Raw genomic sequence first — 16,432 nt, 5'->3', positions numbered from 1 at the left:
CGTCTCTCCTGGAATCCTCCCGGAGCAGAGGCGCCGGTTGAACCGGATCCGCTGCCTGCGTGGGCCGCGTCGCATGCGCGACCTCGCCCGGGGGAGGTGCCCCGCGACCGCCTACGCGCCGGCGGCTTTCGCAACCTACGTGCCGCGCGTGTCGGCGTAAGAAAGCGCCAGAACCAGGAGGTCAGCTCCAGCGCTCGTCGCCCGGGCGCGACACCCATCGAGGCGTGCGCCGGGGATTCCGGGGCGATCGATGGACGCTGGTCCGCGACACCCGTCGCTCACGGGTGACGGCGCCACCTCGCGACGCCTGTCGCGCGGGTGCGACGCCCAGCGGACCGCGCCGGGCCCAGTGATCCGCGCTCGGAGCAGCGACCCGGCGTCGCTCGCGAGAGACAGCGGCCGCTCGCCTGCGGACCGTGATCGCGGAGCAATCCCGGTCCTCGCACCACATGACGGTGCGGCACGGTGTCTGCAATGAGAGCGGAGCACGGACATGAAGTTCACCCCCAGCCAGCTCGAAGCCATCCTGCACCCTGAGGGCAACCTTCAGCTCATCGCCTGCGCCGGCTCCGGGAAGACGGAGGTCGTCGCGCGACGTATCGCCACCCTCCTTCGCCCCGGTCCGTGCGGTGGCCTGAGGCCGCGGAACATCGTCGCGTTCACCTTCACGGAGAAGGCCGCGGCCGAGTTAAAGGAGCGCATCGTCACCCGCTGCCGCGAGGAGCTCGGTGACATCCCCGGGCTCGCGGAGATGTACGTGGGGACGATCCACGCCTTCTGCCTCGATCTTCTCAAGAACGAAGTCCCCATATACTTCAAGTTCGACGTCCTCAACGAGGTTCAGCAGAGGCTGTTCGTCGATCGGCACAGCAAACAGAGCGGCCTCACCGCCTCGACTAACCTGAGGGGGGAAACGCTGAAGCGTTACGTGGACACGAGCCGCTACTGCGATGCGCTGTCTATTCTCCGTGAGTCCGCCATCGATCCGAAGGCCCTCGCGGGCTGCTCCGTCTTCGCTGCGCTGAGAGCCTACCGGAGCCTGCTCGAGGAGCGATCGCACTTCGACTACTCCGAGATCCTCGCCGCCGCGGCGGACGCCCTCCAGAACGACCATGGCCTGCGCAAGCGGCTGTCCGAGCGCATCCGGCACGTCGTCATCGACGAGTATCAGGACGTGAACCCTGTGCAGGAGCGCATCGTGTCCTGCTTGCACGGGCTCGGCGCCAAGATCTGCGTCGTCGGCGACGACGATCAGACAATCTACCAGTGGCGTGGGAGTGATGTCTCCAACATCCTCACGTTCCAGGAGCGCTACCCTGACGTCCACATGGTCCGGCTCGAGGACAATTTCAGGTCGACGCGCGGCATCGTCGAGACAGCGCGCGCCGTCATCGAGAAGAACGGCCTGCGGCTCGAGAAGGCGATGAAGCCGACCGGTGCTCATGCGTATGAGGTTGGAGATATCGCGGCGCTCGCGTTCGACACCCCGGAAGACGAGGCCCGTTACATCGCTGAGACCGCGATCGCCCTCCGTGGCGTCGCCATCCGCGACGGCGACGTCGAGCGCGGTATCTCGTGGTCCGACATGGCGGTGCTGCTCCGCAGCGTGCGAAGAAACGGCGCCCCTATTACCCAGGCCTTCGACGCCGCCGGGATTCCCTATGTGATCGCCGGCATGGGCAACCTGTTCAACACCGCAGAGGCAGAGGCCGCTCGGCAGCTGTTCTACTTCATGGCGGGCCGGCCGGAGGTGGACGTCGGGTCGCTCGAGGCGGCATGGTCGCGAGCTCGCACCGGCGCGACACGAGCCGACCTCCTTTCCGCCATCCGGGCCGCGGCCGGCGTCCGCGAGGAGATGCGGAAGGATGGGGGCAAGCGGTTCGCCTTCTACTCGATCCAGCGCCGCTTCCTCAGCTTCCTCGAGGACGCCGGCATCCGGGAGGAGCGGGTACCGGACGGACGAGGAGAGGTCGTGTTTTACAACCTCGGTAAATTCAGCCAGGTGATCTCGGATTTCGAGGCGATCCACTACCATTCCGAGCCGGTGGAGAAGCACCATGCGTTCGCCAGCTTCCTCCAGTACCAAGCGGAGGACGTGTATCCTGAAGGCTGGCAAGACAATGCCTACGCCAACCCCGATGCGGTCCGGGTCATGACCGTCCACCAGGCGAAGGGTACGCAATGGCCGGTCGTGTTCGTTCCCGCGCTCGTCAGAAACCGCTTCCCGTCGAAGAAACAGGGCGGCCCCAGCGTCTGGCACCTGATTCCCGCGGCCGGGATTGAGAGACAGGCCCGCTTCGAGGGCACGGTGGAGGACGAGCGGAGGCTGTTCTACGTCGCCGTGACGCGTAGCCAGAAGTTTTTGCATCTGACCTGGGCGCCCGTACCGGGCAACCGGCTCTACCAGAAGGCGTCGGAGTTCTGGGAAGACGTGCTGGTCTCGAAGTGGGTGAAGCGTCGCAGACCCGATTACGCAGCACGTGAGCGCCTTCCTCCGGCGCCGCGGAAGGGCGTGACGAACGTGGCCCTCTCGTTCTCGGAGCTCAAGTACTTCTTCGAGTGCCCCTACCAGTTCAAGCTGCGCATCCTCTACGGGTTCAACGCGCCGCTTCACGAGGCGCTGGGTTACGGCAAATCGCTGCATGACATTCTCGCCGAGGTTCATGCCCGAGCGATCCGCGGCGATATAGCGACTGCGGCCGAGGTGCCCAGGCTGGTGGACACACACCTATGCACGCCCTACGCGTACCCCGATCTGAGGGAGAAACTCAAGAGTTCGGCCGAGCGTGTAATCCACGATTACCTCGAGGACAACCGCGATCGCTTCGACAAGATCGAGTTCTCGGAGAAATCGATCGAGATCAACCTGGGGGACGGCGTTTCCATCGTCGGCCGGATCGATCTGGTGCGCCGCGTCGACACCGGCGAGACGACGATCGTCGACCTCAAGTCCAGCGATCGTGCCCAGCCTGAGGAGATCACCGAGAAGCAGCTCCACATCTACGCGCTTGGGTACCAGGAGCTCACCGGTCGGAGCGCTGACTTCGTCGAGGTCTACAACCTCGACGATCGCAAGCAGAAGCCGCGCGCCGTGGACGATTCCTTTATCGACGAGGTGAAGACTGGTCTGCTCGGCGCGGCGGACGCTCTTCGTAAGGGGAGCTTGCAAGCCAAGCCCGCTGCAGCGAAATGCAGGAGCTGCGACTACCTGCGGCTGTGTACAGAGGGGGGTAGAGCGGCCGTGATCGCGCCGAAGAGGGCCCTGAAGACGCGAAGCTAATGGATGCTTTAACTTAGAATCATGGCGGCGCTGCGGCCCTTGTTGCGAGGCTGTTAGGGCGCCGCGCTGTGCTGCAACTGTGGCTAATATTTTTTCAAAGAAGAGGACGAAATGGGAACGTATTACGTGACGAAGGTGCGCAAGCAGGCGGTCGCTAATAAGGATGGAACATCCCACGAGCATATTATCGGTGTCGTGACGAATCTCGGCAGGTTCTACACGAACAAGGAGGTGGTTGACAGTATCGACACCGGCCACGCTTGGTACACGGAGGTGGACAAGGAACCCAGGGCGAAGATCAAGAAGCTCAGTTCATGCTCTAATAGGTCGGGCTGCCTTCATAGCCCGTATCTCACCACGAACCCCGACCACACGACGAGGAACAATCTCGAGAATCTGCCACGAGGCTGAAGGAGTCCGTCCGCCTCGGGGTGCCAGTCATCGGGCGCGGAGCCTCCGGAGCTGCAGCATGAGCTACGAGCTTGTGCATGAATCCGTGACGCATACTCGGCATCCTATCCAGATCCTGCCAGCGCGACCTACCGCGCATAATGATTGTGCTGCGGGCGACGTTGACCTCCTACAGTCAGAACCTGCATTGCTGCGGTAGGTGCGCTGGAACGCGCGCGGTCCTCATCGGCGAGGGCCCCTCGCGCGATGGACAGGTCTGTGCCGCCCGATCGATCCACGAAAGATCGCTCATCTCCGCTTCTCCTCGTCGTCTAGCGTGCGCTCGAGCTCCTCAAGGCGCTCGAGCTCCGCGCGGAGCGCGGCACGAGCGCGATCACGCATCTTGTAAGCCGTCGACAGCGGGATTCCCGTCGACTCCGCGATCTCTCTCATGGGTCTTTCGTCCAAGTCCCGGGCCACCAGGATCCCCGCCGCTTCGGGGTCGGCGCGAAGGAGCGTCTCCAGCAGACGGAGCCAGCTCTGCTCCGCGATCAGCTCCGCCTCGGCGTTCCGCCGAGGGTCAGGCGTTTCAGGATCGAGCGGCTCGTCCAGCAGGATCTCAACAGAGCGGAAGTTCTGCCTGAAGTATCTAGACACGCTGCGCGCGACAATACGGTGTAGCCAGCGGGAGAAGAGCTTCCGGCGCCTCTCTGATGCCGCTGCGCTGCTTTCTTGTCCTGGTCGGTTGAAGTCAGGATCGAATCGAGGCCAGGCAGTGGTCGCCGTCTCCAGCGCGCGCTGCATAACGTCGGCTTGATCGTTGCGTGGCACGCCCATGCCTGCGACCCACGCCGCCACGACGGCGAGGCCACGCTCGCCCGCCGTGCTTCGGAGCGCGTCGAGCTGAGCGGCCAGCATAGATGGATCGCCGGACGTGGACATTCGGGAAATCGCCAGGATCGCCGCCGTGAACGCGAGCAACAGTGTTGCCGAGCCGTATCCGGCGATCATGGTATCGCTCTTTCTGATCCTTGGGTCACGTGAGCAGACGGATTACCGTCGCTCCGTGTCTTCAGCGGGCGCGCCGGTGACCGGCGTGCGGCCGTTCCGTGTGGGGTCAATCTGGATTCGGACCGTCGCCTCCGGGTCGTGCCGCTGGCCCCTGGTCGCGAGGCGCTCCACCCACGGCCGGCTTGATAGCGGCGCCGAGTTCAGGTGCCCCGAGCGAGCCTCACGCTATGCGCGTTCATGGCTTTCTACGCCTGGCAGCGTCGTGTTCGACGCAGAGCGCTCGATGTCCTCCCAATCGGCTCCTCGTGCAAGACTGGATCCGCCGTCGTCGTGCTGTACCGGAAAGCTCGTCAGTGCGGCAGCGCGACACGCGAGCTCGGCTCCCGACATCGTGCGAACGGGGAGCGGTGACCGAAGCCGCGGCTGAGGAGGCGGCGGGAGCTTGGCCCGTGGGCTTTTGGCAGCCAGGTCAGAGCAAGGCAGCACCGGCGGGGGAACATCAGGCGCCCGAGGGGGAACGGCGGCCGGACTCGTCGACGTCGTGCTTGACGATGACGACGCCGCCGCACACGCCGAGCGCTCGCGTTTGGCGACGGGCTCACCGAGCTGGATCACCACCGTGTCCTCCGCGTCCGCCCGGTAGTCATCGTGCAGACGCCACAGGCGTTCCCAGTACCGCGCAGGCGTGCCGGTGAAGACCTCCAACTGCCGTGCGAGGCCGGGCGTCATCGGGTGGTCGCTGTTCAGCAGCCGCTCGAGTTCCCGTCGTTGCAGCCCGGTGCGCTCGGTCAGCTTGTGCTGCCACGAGGGTATCGTCGCGCAGAACGATTCGAGGACTCTGCCGGGCCATGGGACTGGGCGCGCGCGAACTCCTGTCATCGCCGCGATCAGGGCGTCCACATGGCAGTCGAGCAGGCGCCGGTGATGCTCCAGCTCCCGCTCCGCCTTTTCCTTCGCGTCGGTGAGGGCCAGCTCCTCGTCCTCATGCGCTTGCTCTCGTGCCTCGCGGAGCCCGCGCTCGCGGCCCAGCGCTTCGCGTGCGGTCACCGCGAACCCGATCGCAACACATGCCATCATCGCGAGAACGATCGGCGAGATGAGCCACATCGCACCCAGCACTTCCTCCATGTGTTCCTCCTCCTGGACGTGCGCCTCTTGCCCGACGCGAGACGGATCTCGGCCTTCTGCTGTCGACGACAGCATCGGAGCTACGCCTGTTAACCGTCAGTGAACAGCCGACGATTCAGCGAATCTGCCTGAGTAGCGCTTCGCGCTCCGCAGCGAGCGGCCCGCGCGGAAACTCCCGCGCGTGGGCCTCGAGCAGCCGGCGCGCCTCGAGGTAACCGAGGGCGGTATGGGCCTCGATCGCCCTCCGGGCCTGGTTGACCAGGCTTCTCTCCCGCTCGCCGACGGGGGAGCGCACGGCGCCCCCCGGCGACGCGGCATGACGAGCTGCCATCACCGAGGAAGGGGGCGTGCTATTCACTGCGACCCCAGTGCCCGCGTTGCCAGCTCTCGCCGACCACGAGAGCGCGTGCGCGGGGATGGCGGCGCCATCGGCGACCGCGGTCGCCCTGTCGTCCGCTGCGGCGGGCGCGCTCTCAAGCGCGTGGACTGCCGCCGGTCGCAGCCACGATGCCAGGCCGCGCACAGGCGCCACGCCGGAGACGAGAGCGCCCGCCAGAACGACGGACGCCCCCTGCACGACGACTCTCACCCCCAGACGGCGCAGGGTGGCCACCCCCGACGCGCGATCGCGAAACCCGAAGGCGAGCGGTGCCACCACGCAGGCATCGTCGTCCCAGCCGTGGGAATGCTGCTGCGCATCCCACCGTCGCTTCTGCGCGTCCAGCTCCTCGCGCGCCCGCCGGTGCTGGGTCTTCACCGTCTGGACGCTGAGCCCGAGCTCGGCCGCGATCTCGACCAGCGGCGTCTCCTCCAGCTCGTGCCTGATGAGGATGTCCCGGTACTTGGGGTCAACCTGAGCGATCAGGCGCCGCGTGAGCTCTGCCCGCTGCCGCAGGCGGAGCAGGTCTTCCGGCGTGGGATCCTCCCCTCTGAGCTCGCGCTCGTCGAAGGACGTCAGAACCTCGCCGTGGCGGCCCGCGTCGCGCACATGGTTGCGCGCCTGGTTGAGGGCAATCGTGACGCGGTACGGCGCCGAGTCCCTGCCCGGCTCGATCCGCTGAGCCGCTTCCAAGCCGCGCAGCAGCGCCTCTTGAGCGACGTCCTCCGCGTCTCGTGCCGGGACACCGCGACGGATCGCCAGGCGCCGGAAGAGGTCGAAGCCGATGGACGTGAGCGCGCGCTTGGCCACGGCGGGTAGCACACCTGAGCCGCCCTGAAGGGTTCAGGAAAATGAAGGGACGGCCAACTTCGGTCGGACAATGTGTGCCGCTGTAGCAGCGGCCGTTCTCCCTTCCTCCAGTTCCGTCGTGGTGGAACGAACCAGCACGTTCCGGGATTGCTCTGTTCTTTCTCGTCCATGGAGCATTAAACGGAAATCCCTGAGGGTTGACGCCGCGAGGCTGGCGTCAGTACCGTCGCCCGTATGCGGTGCGCTCCACATTCACTGTCGATCTGTTTGATGCTGGGTGCCGCCACCGGCCTTGTGAGCCCGGCCAGCGCTCAGAGCATCGTTGGGACGCCGCCACGGAGCGACGGTTCGACAGTGAAAGACCTTGTACGCGCTGGGCAAAGGGCTCGTGCAGCGCGAAGGTGGACCGAGGCATATGATGCCTACAAGGCAGCCCTGGAGGCAGCAGAGCCAGCGTCGACCACAGAGCGAGAGCGGGCGGAGATCACCGGGGAGCTCGGGCTCTGCGCGCTTGTGTTGCGCAAGTACCGCGAGGCAGCCGAGCACCTCGCCTGGAGCCTTGAGCAGCGCGAGGCGCTTACTGTAGCCCTCCAACTGCGTTTCGAGGAAGGACTGCGGAAGGCAACGACGCACGTTGCGACGCTGCTGCTCGCGGTCGAGCCGCCGGACGCCGAGGTGCTCGTCGATGGCAAGCCGGTAGGCAGGACCGCGCGGACCCACAAGCTGTTCTTCGAGTCCGGGCAACACATGGTGCGGGCCCGCGCGCCGGGACGCGAGGACTCTCTCCAGGTGTTCACAGCCATGCCGGGAAAGGAGCACGAGATGCTGATGCAGCTGCCGCGCTCCTCAGGTAGTACCAAGGAGGTGGCGGCGGCAGCACCGAAGGAAGCCCCCAAGGCGTTGAGCTCTGCGCTGGCTGTTCCGACGCAGGCCCCCAGCCCGTGGGCTTCGTGGCCGGGGGCGCTGCGCATCGCGGGGATCGCCGTCACGACGGCTACCGTGTCGGTTGGCAGCCTCCTCATGATCCGGGCCAGCAGGCTTGGCGGCGATCTGAGCGAGCGGCGTGACGGGCTCAACAGCGATCCGAGGACGAACTCGTCCATGTGCTGGCAGGCGCCGCAACGCTCGGCGTGTGCTGAGCTGCTCCGGCTGCGGGACGAGCGCAATCAATCCGGAGTCGCAGGCACGGCCCTGGTCATTGTGGGGGGCGTTATCGGGGCGGCAACCGCCGCGTCCTTCTTCACGGACTTCTCCTTCCTGGGACGCACGCCGGCTCGGGAACGGATCCACGTCTCGCCCGTGGCGACCGGGCATGGGGTCGGCGTGAGGATCGAGGGGCTGTGGTGAGGACACCGGGAGCCTTGGAGACGCGCTCGCAGGGAGGTCGAAGCACCGGGACGTCCGTCTTGGCTCTCGCGCTCTGCGCGTGGAGCGCCAGCTCACTGACGGCGTGCACGTACGCCGATGTTTGCTGGGAGGTGTATGCGTGCGCCCCCGATCCGGAACCGCCGCCCGGACCGTGCGAGGGGCAGCCCGAAAGCGCACCGGCGCTCGACCAGTGCGGGGTGTTCGTCAGCGAGAACGGCGACGACAGGAACCCCGGCACGAAGGGCGCGCCGGTGAGGACGTTGCAGCACGGGATCGGGCTCGCCGCGAGCGGCCGAGGCAACGGCGAGGCGCCGACCCGGCGTGTGTACGCGTGCGGCGGGACGTTCCAGGAGGCGATCACGCTGCCGTCGGGCGTCGACCTCTGGGGCGCCCGTCTGTGTGACGGCGGCGATTGGTCCTATGATGGGTCGTTCGGCGGGCCGAATGAGTTGACCGTCATCGCGCCGCCCCTGGGCATCCCGGTGCGTGTCATCGCGGGGGACGACGCGGTCACAGCGGGTGACGACGCGACGTCGATGATCTTCGGCGTGCGCGCCGTGGCGGCCGACGCTTCCGCGAGCGATGGCAAGTCGTCGATCGCGATGATCTTGAGCCCGGGGGCCAGGGCGACCGTGCGGGAGAGCGACATCCTCGCTGGCAATGGCAAGGACGGAGAGCCAGGCGAGGACGCGCCGAGCTTCCGCGCAACGGCTGGCGTGATGGGAAACGACGGCGCGAACGCCTGCACCGCGGACGTGGCGATGGGCGCCCTTCCGGTCGTGACCGTGTGCGACGACGGCATCGAGTCGACGGGCGGCTACGGGGGCGACGGCGGGATCGAGCGGGGCGGCGACGGCACTTCAGGGCAGCCGGAACCGGCTGGGAATGCGGATGCTCGCGGCCTGGCGGGCGGCGGCGCGTTCAGCATGCCGTGCACGGACGGGCAAGACGGAGCAGACGGCGCCCCTGCGGAGCGCGCTGCCGGAGCGGCTGGCGCTGGCCTCCTGGGCGTAGACGGATGGGTCGGCGTCCGCGGCGAGGACGGGAAGCGGGGCGGCGTCGGTCAGGGCGGTGGCGGGGGCGGCGGCGGCAGAGGGCGCGGCCCCTCGAGCGCGTGTCCAGCGGATCGGCCCCAGGGCGGTGCGGCCGGCGGAGCGGGCGGCAGTGGCGGGTGCGGTGGCAAGGGGGGCCAGGGGGGCGGTTACGGCGGCGCGAGCATCGGGATCGTGGCCTTGCAGGGGAGCGCCCTCACGGTCGAGGCCAGCAAGGTCCTCGGGAGCAAGGGTGGCGATGGCGGGGTCGGCGGAACGGGACAGCGGGGAGGCTTGGGCGCCGACGGCGGCTACGGCGGACACGCTGTTCTGACCGACCTGTCGCGAGGGTGCGCCGGCGGCGGTGGCGGCAACGGCGGCCGCGGGGGCGACGGCGGCGGCGGGCTCGGGGGTGCGTCGTTCGGCATCGCCTCCATGAGCGCCTCCGTGACCCTCGTGCAGGATGCGACCGTCTTGCCCGGGCGACCTGGCCAGGGTGGCCGCGGCGGCAATACAACGCTCGGCGATACGCTAGGCCAGGGGCAAGAGGGGCCCACGCTGTTCTGGTACAGGTTCGATGCGCCACATCAGGAACCGCCTCGATGAACCGCCCTGTGCCGGCGGCACACATCAGGAGATGCACATGAGAACGACCACCGCCGCTCCCCTGCTCCTTGTGTTGTCCGCGTGGGCGACCGGCTGCGGAACCTCGCCCAGCGTGGTCGACCCCGGCGTGGCGCCTTGCGAGGGCACCTCGTGCGAGGACGAGCCGCCTCCGGAGTCGGTCTGCGTCGAGCACGTCGCCGCTGGTATCCTCGACGACGGCTGCGGCGTGTTCGTCGCTGGAAATTTCGGGGGCGGCGACGACAGGAACCCCGGCACGAAGGCGAAGCCGGTGTACACCGTCGAGCACGCCGTCGAGCTCGCGCGCGCTGGACGAGGGCGCGTGTTCATCTGCAACGACGGATTCAGGGTGAGTCCCATCACGCTGCCCTCCGGCGTGGACCTCCTCGGGGGTTTTCATTGCTGGAAGTGGGTGCCCGACCCCCTACGCCCAAAGTCCACGTTTCAGCCCACGTCGGCCATCGCCCCCATGCTGACGATCGGGCCCGCGGGCCCGGAGGACAGCGGAGCCGCGGACGGGGTCTCGACGCTCGCCAATATCGAGATGAAGTCGTGGGGCCCGCTCGGCATACTCGTCCAGTCCAACACGGCGGTGGAGATCGTGCGGAGCGATATCGGCCCGAGCGGCTCGCTGTCAGGCAGCGATGGCGAGCCGTGGCCATCCATCCAACCGGACGGACCGGATGGCATGTTCGGTGGGGACGCGTGCTCGGCGACGCGCGTCGCCGGCGGGCCTGCGGTCGTGAACCGCTGCGAGAGCGGGCTCACGAGCGTCGGCGGCAAGGGAGGGGACGGGATGCCCGACAGCGCCGAGGGCGGAGGCGACGGTGAGCCCGCCTCAGCGCGGGAGCCTTCGCCCTCGGGCGTCGGTGGTGACGCGGAGGACATCCGCGATTGTGCCAGCGGATCCGACGGGGCCCCGGGGTTCCCGGGAACCCAGGGCGCGCCCGGCGAGGGCATCGGGCGCCTCACCGAGACAGGCTGGAAGGGCGACACGGGGGCCGAGGGGAGCTGGGGCACGCCCGGCCAGGGCGGCGGCGGCGGCGGTGGTGCTCGGGGCGGGCTCGCCGTGTGCGGCGTGGCGTCCAAAGGGGGTGCAGGAGGAGGCTCGGGCGGGGCCGGCGGTTGCGGAGGCCGAGGGGGCCGCGGGGGAGAGAACGGACATGCGACCATCGGCGTCCTTGCGCTTCACGCCCGGGTGACCGTGCGCGACAGCAAGATCAAGACGCCTTCTGGCGGCCAGGGCGGCAACGGCGGGGAACCCCAGGACGGCGGCCGAGGCGGTCGAGGCGCTCCAGGAGGCGCCCTGGGGAACGGCTTTCAGTCCTGCCTGGGTGGCAGGGGCGGCCAGGGTGGACCCGGCGGCTACGGCGGCCCGGGGCGCGGCGGCGACTCGATCGGCATCGCCTACCTCGACGAGGACCAGCTCACGCTCGAGCGCGTCATCTTCGAGATCGGACCGCCGGGCCCGGGCGGCATGAGCTGGAACCACGATGGCACGACGACGATGGGGCAGAGCGGCGAAAGCCACGAGACGCTTCGCTTTCCCGAATAGCCCGAGTCACGTCACGGGAGATCGGCGCGGAGATCGGCGACCGAGTTCACGGGCCAATTCGCCAGGAAGCTGGAGGCCCAAGCGACCATGGCGGCCGGCGGCTCGCCTTCACCGTCCCACGAAGCGACCAGCGCTTCGAGCTCACGTTTGGCCGCCATGGCGCGGAGAGTCTTCCGCGATTCGTCGTGCGGGCGCATGCGCGCAAGCTCCTCCAGCATCTCGTCCTTGTGCAGGAAGCCGTCTGTAGACACCGACCAATAAACCCCAAACGACTGTCGATATGGCTCCGGCAGTTGCTGAATCATCCGGGGCAAATCGAGTAGTATTCCGATCTGGTGATGCGCCCGGAGCACGGTAAGCACCGCGACAAGCCGTTCCGTGAGACTGGTCACGTCAACACTTACGCCGGGCGCCGGCACGTCGGACGGCGAGGGCTTAACCCATTCGTGTTCTGAGAACAGACAGTCATATACCCTGACTTTCCCAGGAATCTGCAGGCCCGTTGCCACCTCTGGCACGAGCGCGGTTCCGACCTCGGGCGGCATGCGTTCGCAACCGAAGGTCGCTTCGATCTCCTGGGCAACCCAGTCTGCGTATGGCTCCTCATCAGGCGACAGCTCGAACGTGACGTATTCCCGCTTGATGGTGACGGTCCTTGGGCTTTCATGGTCCGGGTTCGAAATGAACCTCGGATCAAGTGGACTTCGTGAAACGCGGAAGTTCATGCCTCGAAAGTCGACTATGAATACGTCTCTTAGCTGCTTCACTATTTCGACCGTGCGCGAGCCGTGAATAATGTAGTACGGGGCCAGAAAGCTCACTTGGAACCGCAGCGTTCGACCGGTGGTCTCGGTCAGATCGAGCGAAAATGAGTAACATCCGTCGCAGCCGCCGGAGGGAAGATGGAGCGACTCGTTCATGACCATGCCAGGGAAGCGCCCTTCGACGCGACGCAGCATGACATGCCAGCGATCATCCTTTGATGCTCGGATCCGCGCGGCCACGAGCCGAGCGTGCTCTTCCGTCGCGTTGCGTAGCTGGACGTCGACGTCATCGGTGATCCCAACCCCGCGGGGATAGTATCGATAGATGATATCCAACAGCTCGTTGAGGCTATGTTTCATGGGTCCATCATCTTGGCGCCGAGCCCCTTGTACTGCTTATCAAACACATATGCCATATCATGCTTCAATCTTGAGCAGAATATACCAAACGGAAGATCGAAGCCTCCTGTGTTCTCCAGCTTGCCGGTTACCGCGTTTGCTACATTGGCACTGATTGCCGCCGCGTCATCCGCAGAGATGTCCCCAAAAAATTCGCTCCTCAGAGGCATGCCAATGCGAACAAAGCACGCCTGTTTGCCAGCGTCCCCTTTGTAGAAAGTGAGCCCAGCCCTCGCCTCCTGCCAACCACCTGCTACCGTTCCGTCGTAGGCGACGATAGTCACAAATTTGAATTCAGACGGGTCAAACCGCTTATTTGCGCACCCCATGGTCGGAGCGCCGCTCTGCTGGCAGGGATCTGCCGGCTTCTCCGGGCTGGGTATCGGGCGCGCTTCTTCTTGCTCCTCCTCTTCTTCTTCCTCCGTCTTGTTGCACTGGATCTTGCGCTCGCCGCCTTCCGGCGGCTCCGCCCCGAAGTCCCCCGACGCGCTGGAGCTGAAGACGGGGACTGGCCCATGGACCGGCGCACCTGCCCCTTCACCCTTCTCCCACTCCTCGCGTGGGTAGCAGTCTCCCACGGTCCAGTTGCATGCCGCAAGCGACCAGACGGCGATGGCCACGATCAGCAGCAGACTTCTCTTCGCGTTCATTTGACACTCCATCGAAGCACGGGACCGGCGACAACAATCACCGACGCGTGACCAGGCAGCACAAGACTGCTCCCGCCGATCCAGTCCACGTTAGCGCTCACCGACACGCCGAGCGGGCCGGCAACGTACGCGTTCATCTGCGCGTGCCCGCCCACCGCCATCCCGGCGATGCGCCCGCACAACGTGCTGCCGCACGCCGGCATGAGATAGACCGCAGCCGAGGGCCCCGCGCTGACATCGCCGCTTTTCCAGGCATATCCGATGGCGACGGAGGTGTGATTGTAAACGCCGGCCCCGCCTACCTGGATCGGAGGCACGACGCTGCACTGGTCGTGAACCTTGAACAAGAGGTCCCTCTCGATGCGCCATGACAGTCCCGCATGCGGCCCCATCGCGAGGCGCTGAGCTGTGCCGGCCTGAACCCACCCGAAGCTCACACCAGCGCTCAGCTCGGACGCTTCTCCCTGCGCTGGAACGGCAACGAGCGGGAAGACGACCATTGCCGCGCATAGTATCCGCCCGCCTCTCGTGCCCATCGACTCTTCCCCCACCTCGGCGACGAACGAGCAACGTGACCACGAGCCATCCTCCTGAACGTAGAAATGGACGTCAATCGGAATATGACGAGAACACCACCATGAACGTGAGTCGTACCGTCCGGGGCGTTCACCGTTGCGCAGCTGACTGCAAGGCGCGAGTGCTTGCCAGCCTCCTGGCACCGGCTGCCGGTCCACGTCGCCGTGAGAGCGCACAGGCCGCCGCGCAGTTTGGGGCTGCACGGCATCGCCGGCGAGCCGTCACGGTGTGCTGACGGGCGCGCACGCAGAGCGGAACGACGGCGCCCGTGCGCCAGCATCGCCCGCGATCACGGCCGGTCGCGGCACCGGGGTCCGGCTGCCGCTGGCCGCGCGCGCAGGGGAGGCGCGCACCTTGAGCCGCGCGACATCGCCCATGCCGGCAACGTTGCCCCCGCGAGCTCGGCCACTCGCGCCGCCGCCGCTCCGTGCGCTGAGCGTCGCACGCCTCGAACTGCACGACCTCGCCCGTGCGCTGGAACGTGTGGCACACGGCAGCGTCCCTCACACTCCTCGACGCGCACGCGCAGGAGCCTCGGCCGACCTCCGGAAGCGCATCCTCACGAGCACGCGGAGTCCGGCGCCCCCGGTCGCGCTCGTACAAGCTCGGCCCTCCATCTGCCAGATCGGCCGGCGTGCGCCTGCTCGCGCAAGGTCGCAGCGGCTCTGTCAGGCCACACCGGCATCGGATGAGGCCGGCGGCTCTGGGTTGACAGGCACCGGCATCGACCGACGCCTATGCTCCGGAGCGTCCGGCCGAACCCGTCGCCCCGTGGCGACCGAGTTCGCCAGGCCGGCCAAGGTCCGGCATCTCGCGGTGGATCGCCTCACGCGCGGCGCCGAAGCGGCGCTCGCGCTCGTCGACGTCCCTCAGCCCGGGACCGGCGACCCATCGGGCCAGGTGTAGGGCGCGCCGAGCACGTCGAGGGGCCGCTTCCAGGCGTCGCCGAGCGCAGCAATCCTCCGGTATTGGCTCCTGATGGAGCGGCCGAGGACGGACCGTAAGCGAGGATCCGACCGTCCCAGGCGACCGCCATAGAGTACATCTTGTCTAGACGGCTGGGCACAAGCCGAAGCAAGTGTAACACAGCGATTCCCCAGGTGAAACAGTCGCGGACCACGATGTGTACTCCACGGTAGAGTGCACGTCCCCTGGAGTACAAAAAACAGTAGGCTTCCGCTGCCGCGCTAGACTTTGGCATCGGACGTCGGACACCGGACGTCGCCGAAGGAGGTTGACTGTGGCCGTTACTCTGGCGCTCCCCGTGGATGCCACCCTGTCCAGCGCATCCAGAGCGGCTCTCGCCACCGCCTTGGCGGAGCCGAACGCTGACGCGAGCGGGACGTCGATGGTCAGCGCGACCACCGCAACCGCAGCCGAAGGCGAGGCGAGGACCTCCGAGCGCGCTCCGCGGGGCGGCTGGCTGATGACCTTCCGTACTCAGGTGGCCAGGCGCCGTACGCGAGCGCACCGGACGCGTCACGACGAAGTCCTGCTGCTCGTGGCGCAGCTCGACGAGCGCGGGCGCTGCTCGCGTTCTGCACGCCGCGCCTACCGTGGCGTCCCCCTCCGTGTTGCCTCCATGCTCGACGTCAACGGAGCCCGCAGAATTACCAAATCGACCCCTTCGCGTGACCCCTTTTTCGGCCCTCTGTGGCGCTTTCCAGAATGCCTAACCCCGCGATGCGACAGGATGTTTTTTTTTTTTTTTTTTTTTTTTTTTTTTTAGGCGCGTCTCCGGGTAATTCGAGTCGAATTACCTTGGGCCCAGAACTACCTTTTCGGGCTCCTTTCGGCGGCATCGGTCACGGTTGCTCGCGAACCCAATACGGATGGAGGTTTGGAATGACACAAGCGGATCTCGCGCGTGTTTCGGCACCGGTTGCTCTTCGTCAGGCGGCCAGCGGCATGCGAGCGACCGAGAGGATGGTCCTGGCGCGGCCTGTCGGCGGGTCGCGGCGCTCCAGGACTATCAACCCCACCGCCACGGCGACGATCGCGATCCCGCTGGACGGGCTCACGATCACGGCGCCGCAGCCGGAGATGCTCTCGCAGAAGAACGTCGAGTCGGTCACCGGGATCCCGGCTCGCGTGTTCCTCGACACGATCCGCTCGCCGGGCTTTCCCCTACCGGTCGCGAAGCTCGGCAAGCTGCGCCTGGTCCGGCGCGAGGCGTTCGTCGCCTACCTCCAGGCGCTGGGCAGTGACCGGGCACAGCGTCGAGCCCCAGCGGAGGACGAGCGGACCGGGGTTGCGGCGGTGCTGGCGGCTGCCGGCCTTGAGCCGGTCCGGCAGCCGCGGGCCGGCCGAGCGAGCGCCTCTTCCGAAGGCGCGAGGCGTGGCAGGCTGCCGACGCCGTAGCGCGGGTCCGCTTGGCGCTCCCGGCGGCGTCGCGTGGGCGCGCGTGGCAGACCGGGGGCCAGCCACGACAGCGCCGGTCTCCAGCTCCCGGTGCTGGGCGCTCCGC

Annotated in this window: 13 protein-coding genes; 7 read left to right on the top strand and 6 right to left on the bottom strand. The window is 67.1% G+C overall.

All coding sequences use genetic code 11. The annotated features are described in order from the left end of the window. Positions 1-493: 493 nt before the first annotated feature. Positions 494-3,280: an ATP-dependent helicase gene (locus WMF26_RS36430; RefSeq protein ID WP_437996471.1), complete on the top strand. Its 2,787-nt coding sequence runs from the start codon at positions 494-496 to the stop codon at positions 3,278-3,280. A gap of 111 nt (positions 3,281-3,391) precedes the next feature. Beyond that, on the top strand, positions 3,392-3,691 hold the full coding sequence (locus tag WMF26_RS36425) for a DUF3892 domain-containing protein (RefSeq protein ID WP_437996470.1): 300 nt from the start codon (positions 3,392-3,394) through the stop codon (positions 3,689-3,691). 288 nt (positions 3,692-3,979) lie between these two features. Here the strand turns inward: WMF26_RS36425 and WMF26_RS36420 are convergent, their stop codons facing one another. From WMF26_RS36420 to WMF26_RS36410, 3 genes are all read right to left on the bottom strand, one after another. Then, positions 3,980-4,681 carry a sigma-70 family RNA polymerase sigma factor gene (locus WMF26_RS36420; protein WP_437996469.1) on the bottom strand — a complete coding sequence of 234 codons (702 nt, stop codon included), beginning with the start codon at positions 4,679-4,681 and terminating at the stop codon, positions 3,980-3,982. 225 nt (positions 4,682-4,906) lie between these two features. After that, entirely contained in the window at positions 4,907-5,809 is a 903-nt protein-coding gene (locus WMF26_RS36415) for a helix-turn-helix transcriptional regulator (RefSeq protein ID WP_437996468.1), read from the bottom strand. A gap of 115 nt (positions 5,810-5,924) precedes the next feature. Beyond that, positions 5,925-6,998, bottom strand: a complete 1,074-nt coding sequence (locus tag WMF26_RS36410) for an RNA polymerase sigma factor (protein ID WP_437996467.1) — start codon at positions 6,996-6,998, stop codon at positions 5,925-5,927. Between the two features lie 513 nt (positions 6,999-7,511). Here WMF26_RS36410 and WMF26_RS36405 point away from each other — a divergent pair. From WMF26_RS36405 to WMF26_RS36395, 3 genes are all read left to right on the top strand, one after another. Further along, a complete protein-coding gene (locus WMF26_RS36405) occupies positions 7,512-8,345 on the top strand; it encodes a hypothetical protein (protein WP_437996466.1) in 834 nt (277 codons plus the stop codon). 218 nt (positions 8,346-8,563) lie between these two features. After that, positions 8,564-10,003 (top strand): hypothetical protein, encoded by a 1,440-nt coding sequence (locus tag WMF26_RS36400; RefSeq protein ID WP_437996465.1) that lies wholly within the window; start codon positions 8,564-8,566, stop codon positions 10,001-10,003. Between the two features lie 37 nt (positions 10,004-10,040). Beyond that, a complete protein-coding gene (locus tag WMF26_RS36395) occupies positions 10,041-11,576 on the top strand; it encodes a hypothetical protein (RefSeq protein ID WP_437996464.1) in 1,536 nt (511 codons plus the stop codon). Between the two features lie 11 nt (positions 11,577-11,587). Here WMF26_RS36395 and WMF26_RS36390 read toward each other — a convergent pair whose 3' ends face one another. The 3 genes from WMF26_RS36390 to WMF26_RS36380 are packed head-to-tail and all read right to left on the bottom strand — an operon-like array spanning position 11,588 to position 13,889. Next, a complete protein-coding gene (locus WMF26_RS36390; protein WP_437996463.1) occupies positions 11,588-12,700 on the bottom strand; it encodes a hypothetical protein in 1,113 nt (370 codons plus the stop codon). Further along, entirely contained in the window at positions 12,697-13,389 is a 693-nt protein-coding gene (locus WMF26_RS36385) for a hypothetical protein (RefSeq protein ID WP_437996462.1), read from the bottom strand. The genes WMF26_RS36390 and WMF26_RS36385 overlap by 4 nt, the downstream gene beginning before the upstream one ends. Then, positions 13,386-13,889: a hypothetical protein gene (locus WMF26_RS36380; RefSeq protein WP_437996461.1), complete on the bottom strand. Its 504-nt coding sequence runs from the start codon at positions 13,887-13,889 to the stop codon at positions 13,386-13,388. Before WMF26_RS36380 ends, WMF26_RS36385 begins: the two co-directional genes overlap by 4 nt. Before the next feature lie 847 nt (positions 13,890-14,736). Between WMF26_RS36380 and WMF26_RS36375 the strand changes: the two genes are divergently transcribed. Continuing rightward, positions 14,737-14,871 carry a hypothetical protein gene (locus WMF26_RS36375; RefSeq protein ID WP_437808605.1) on the top strand — a complete coding sequence of 45 codons (135 nt, stop codon included), beginning with the start codon at positions 14,737-14,739 and terminating at the stop codon, positions 14,869-14,871. A 939-nt stretch (positions 14,872-15,810) separates the two neighbouring features. Then, on the top strand, positions 15,811-16,326 hold the full coding sequence (locus WMF26_RS36370) for a hypothetical protein (RefSeq protein ID WP_437996460.1): 516 nt from the start codon (positions 15,811-15,813) through the stop codon (positions 16,324-16,326). Positions 16,327-16,432: the final 106 nt, after the last annotated feature.

Origin of the sequence: Sorangium sp. So ce185, from assembly GCF_051526825.1 — a bacterium.
Taxonomy (GTDB): Bacteria; Myxococcota_A; Polyangia; order Polyangiales; family Polyangiaceae; genus Sorangium; species Sorangium cellulosum_D.
The sequence above is the reverse complement of the archived record's forward strand: the minus strand, read 5'-3'. Positions and strand labels throughout refer to the sequence as shown.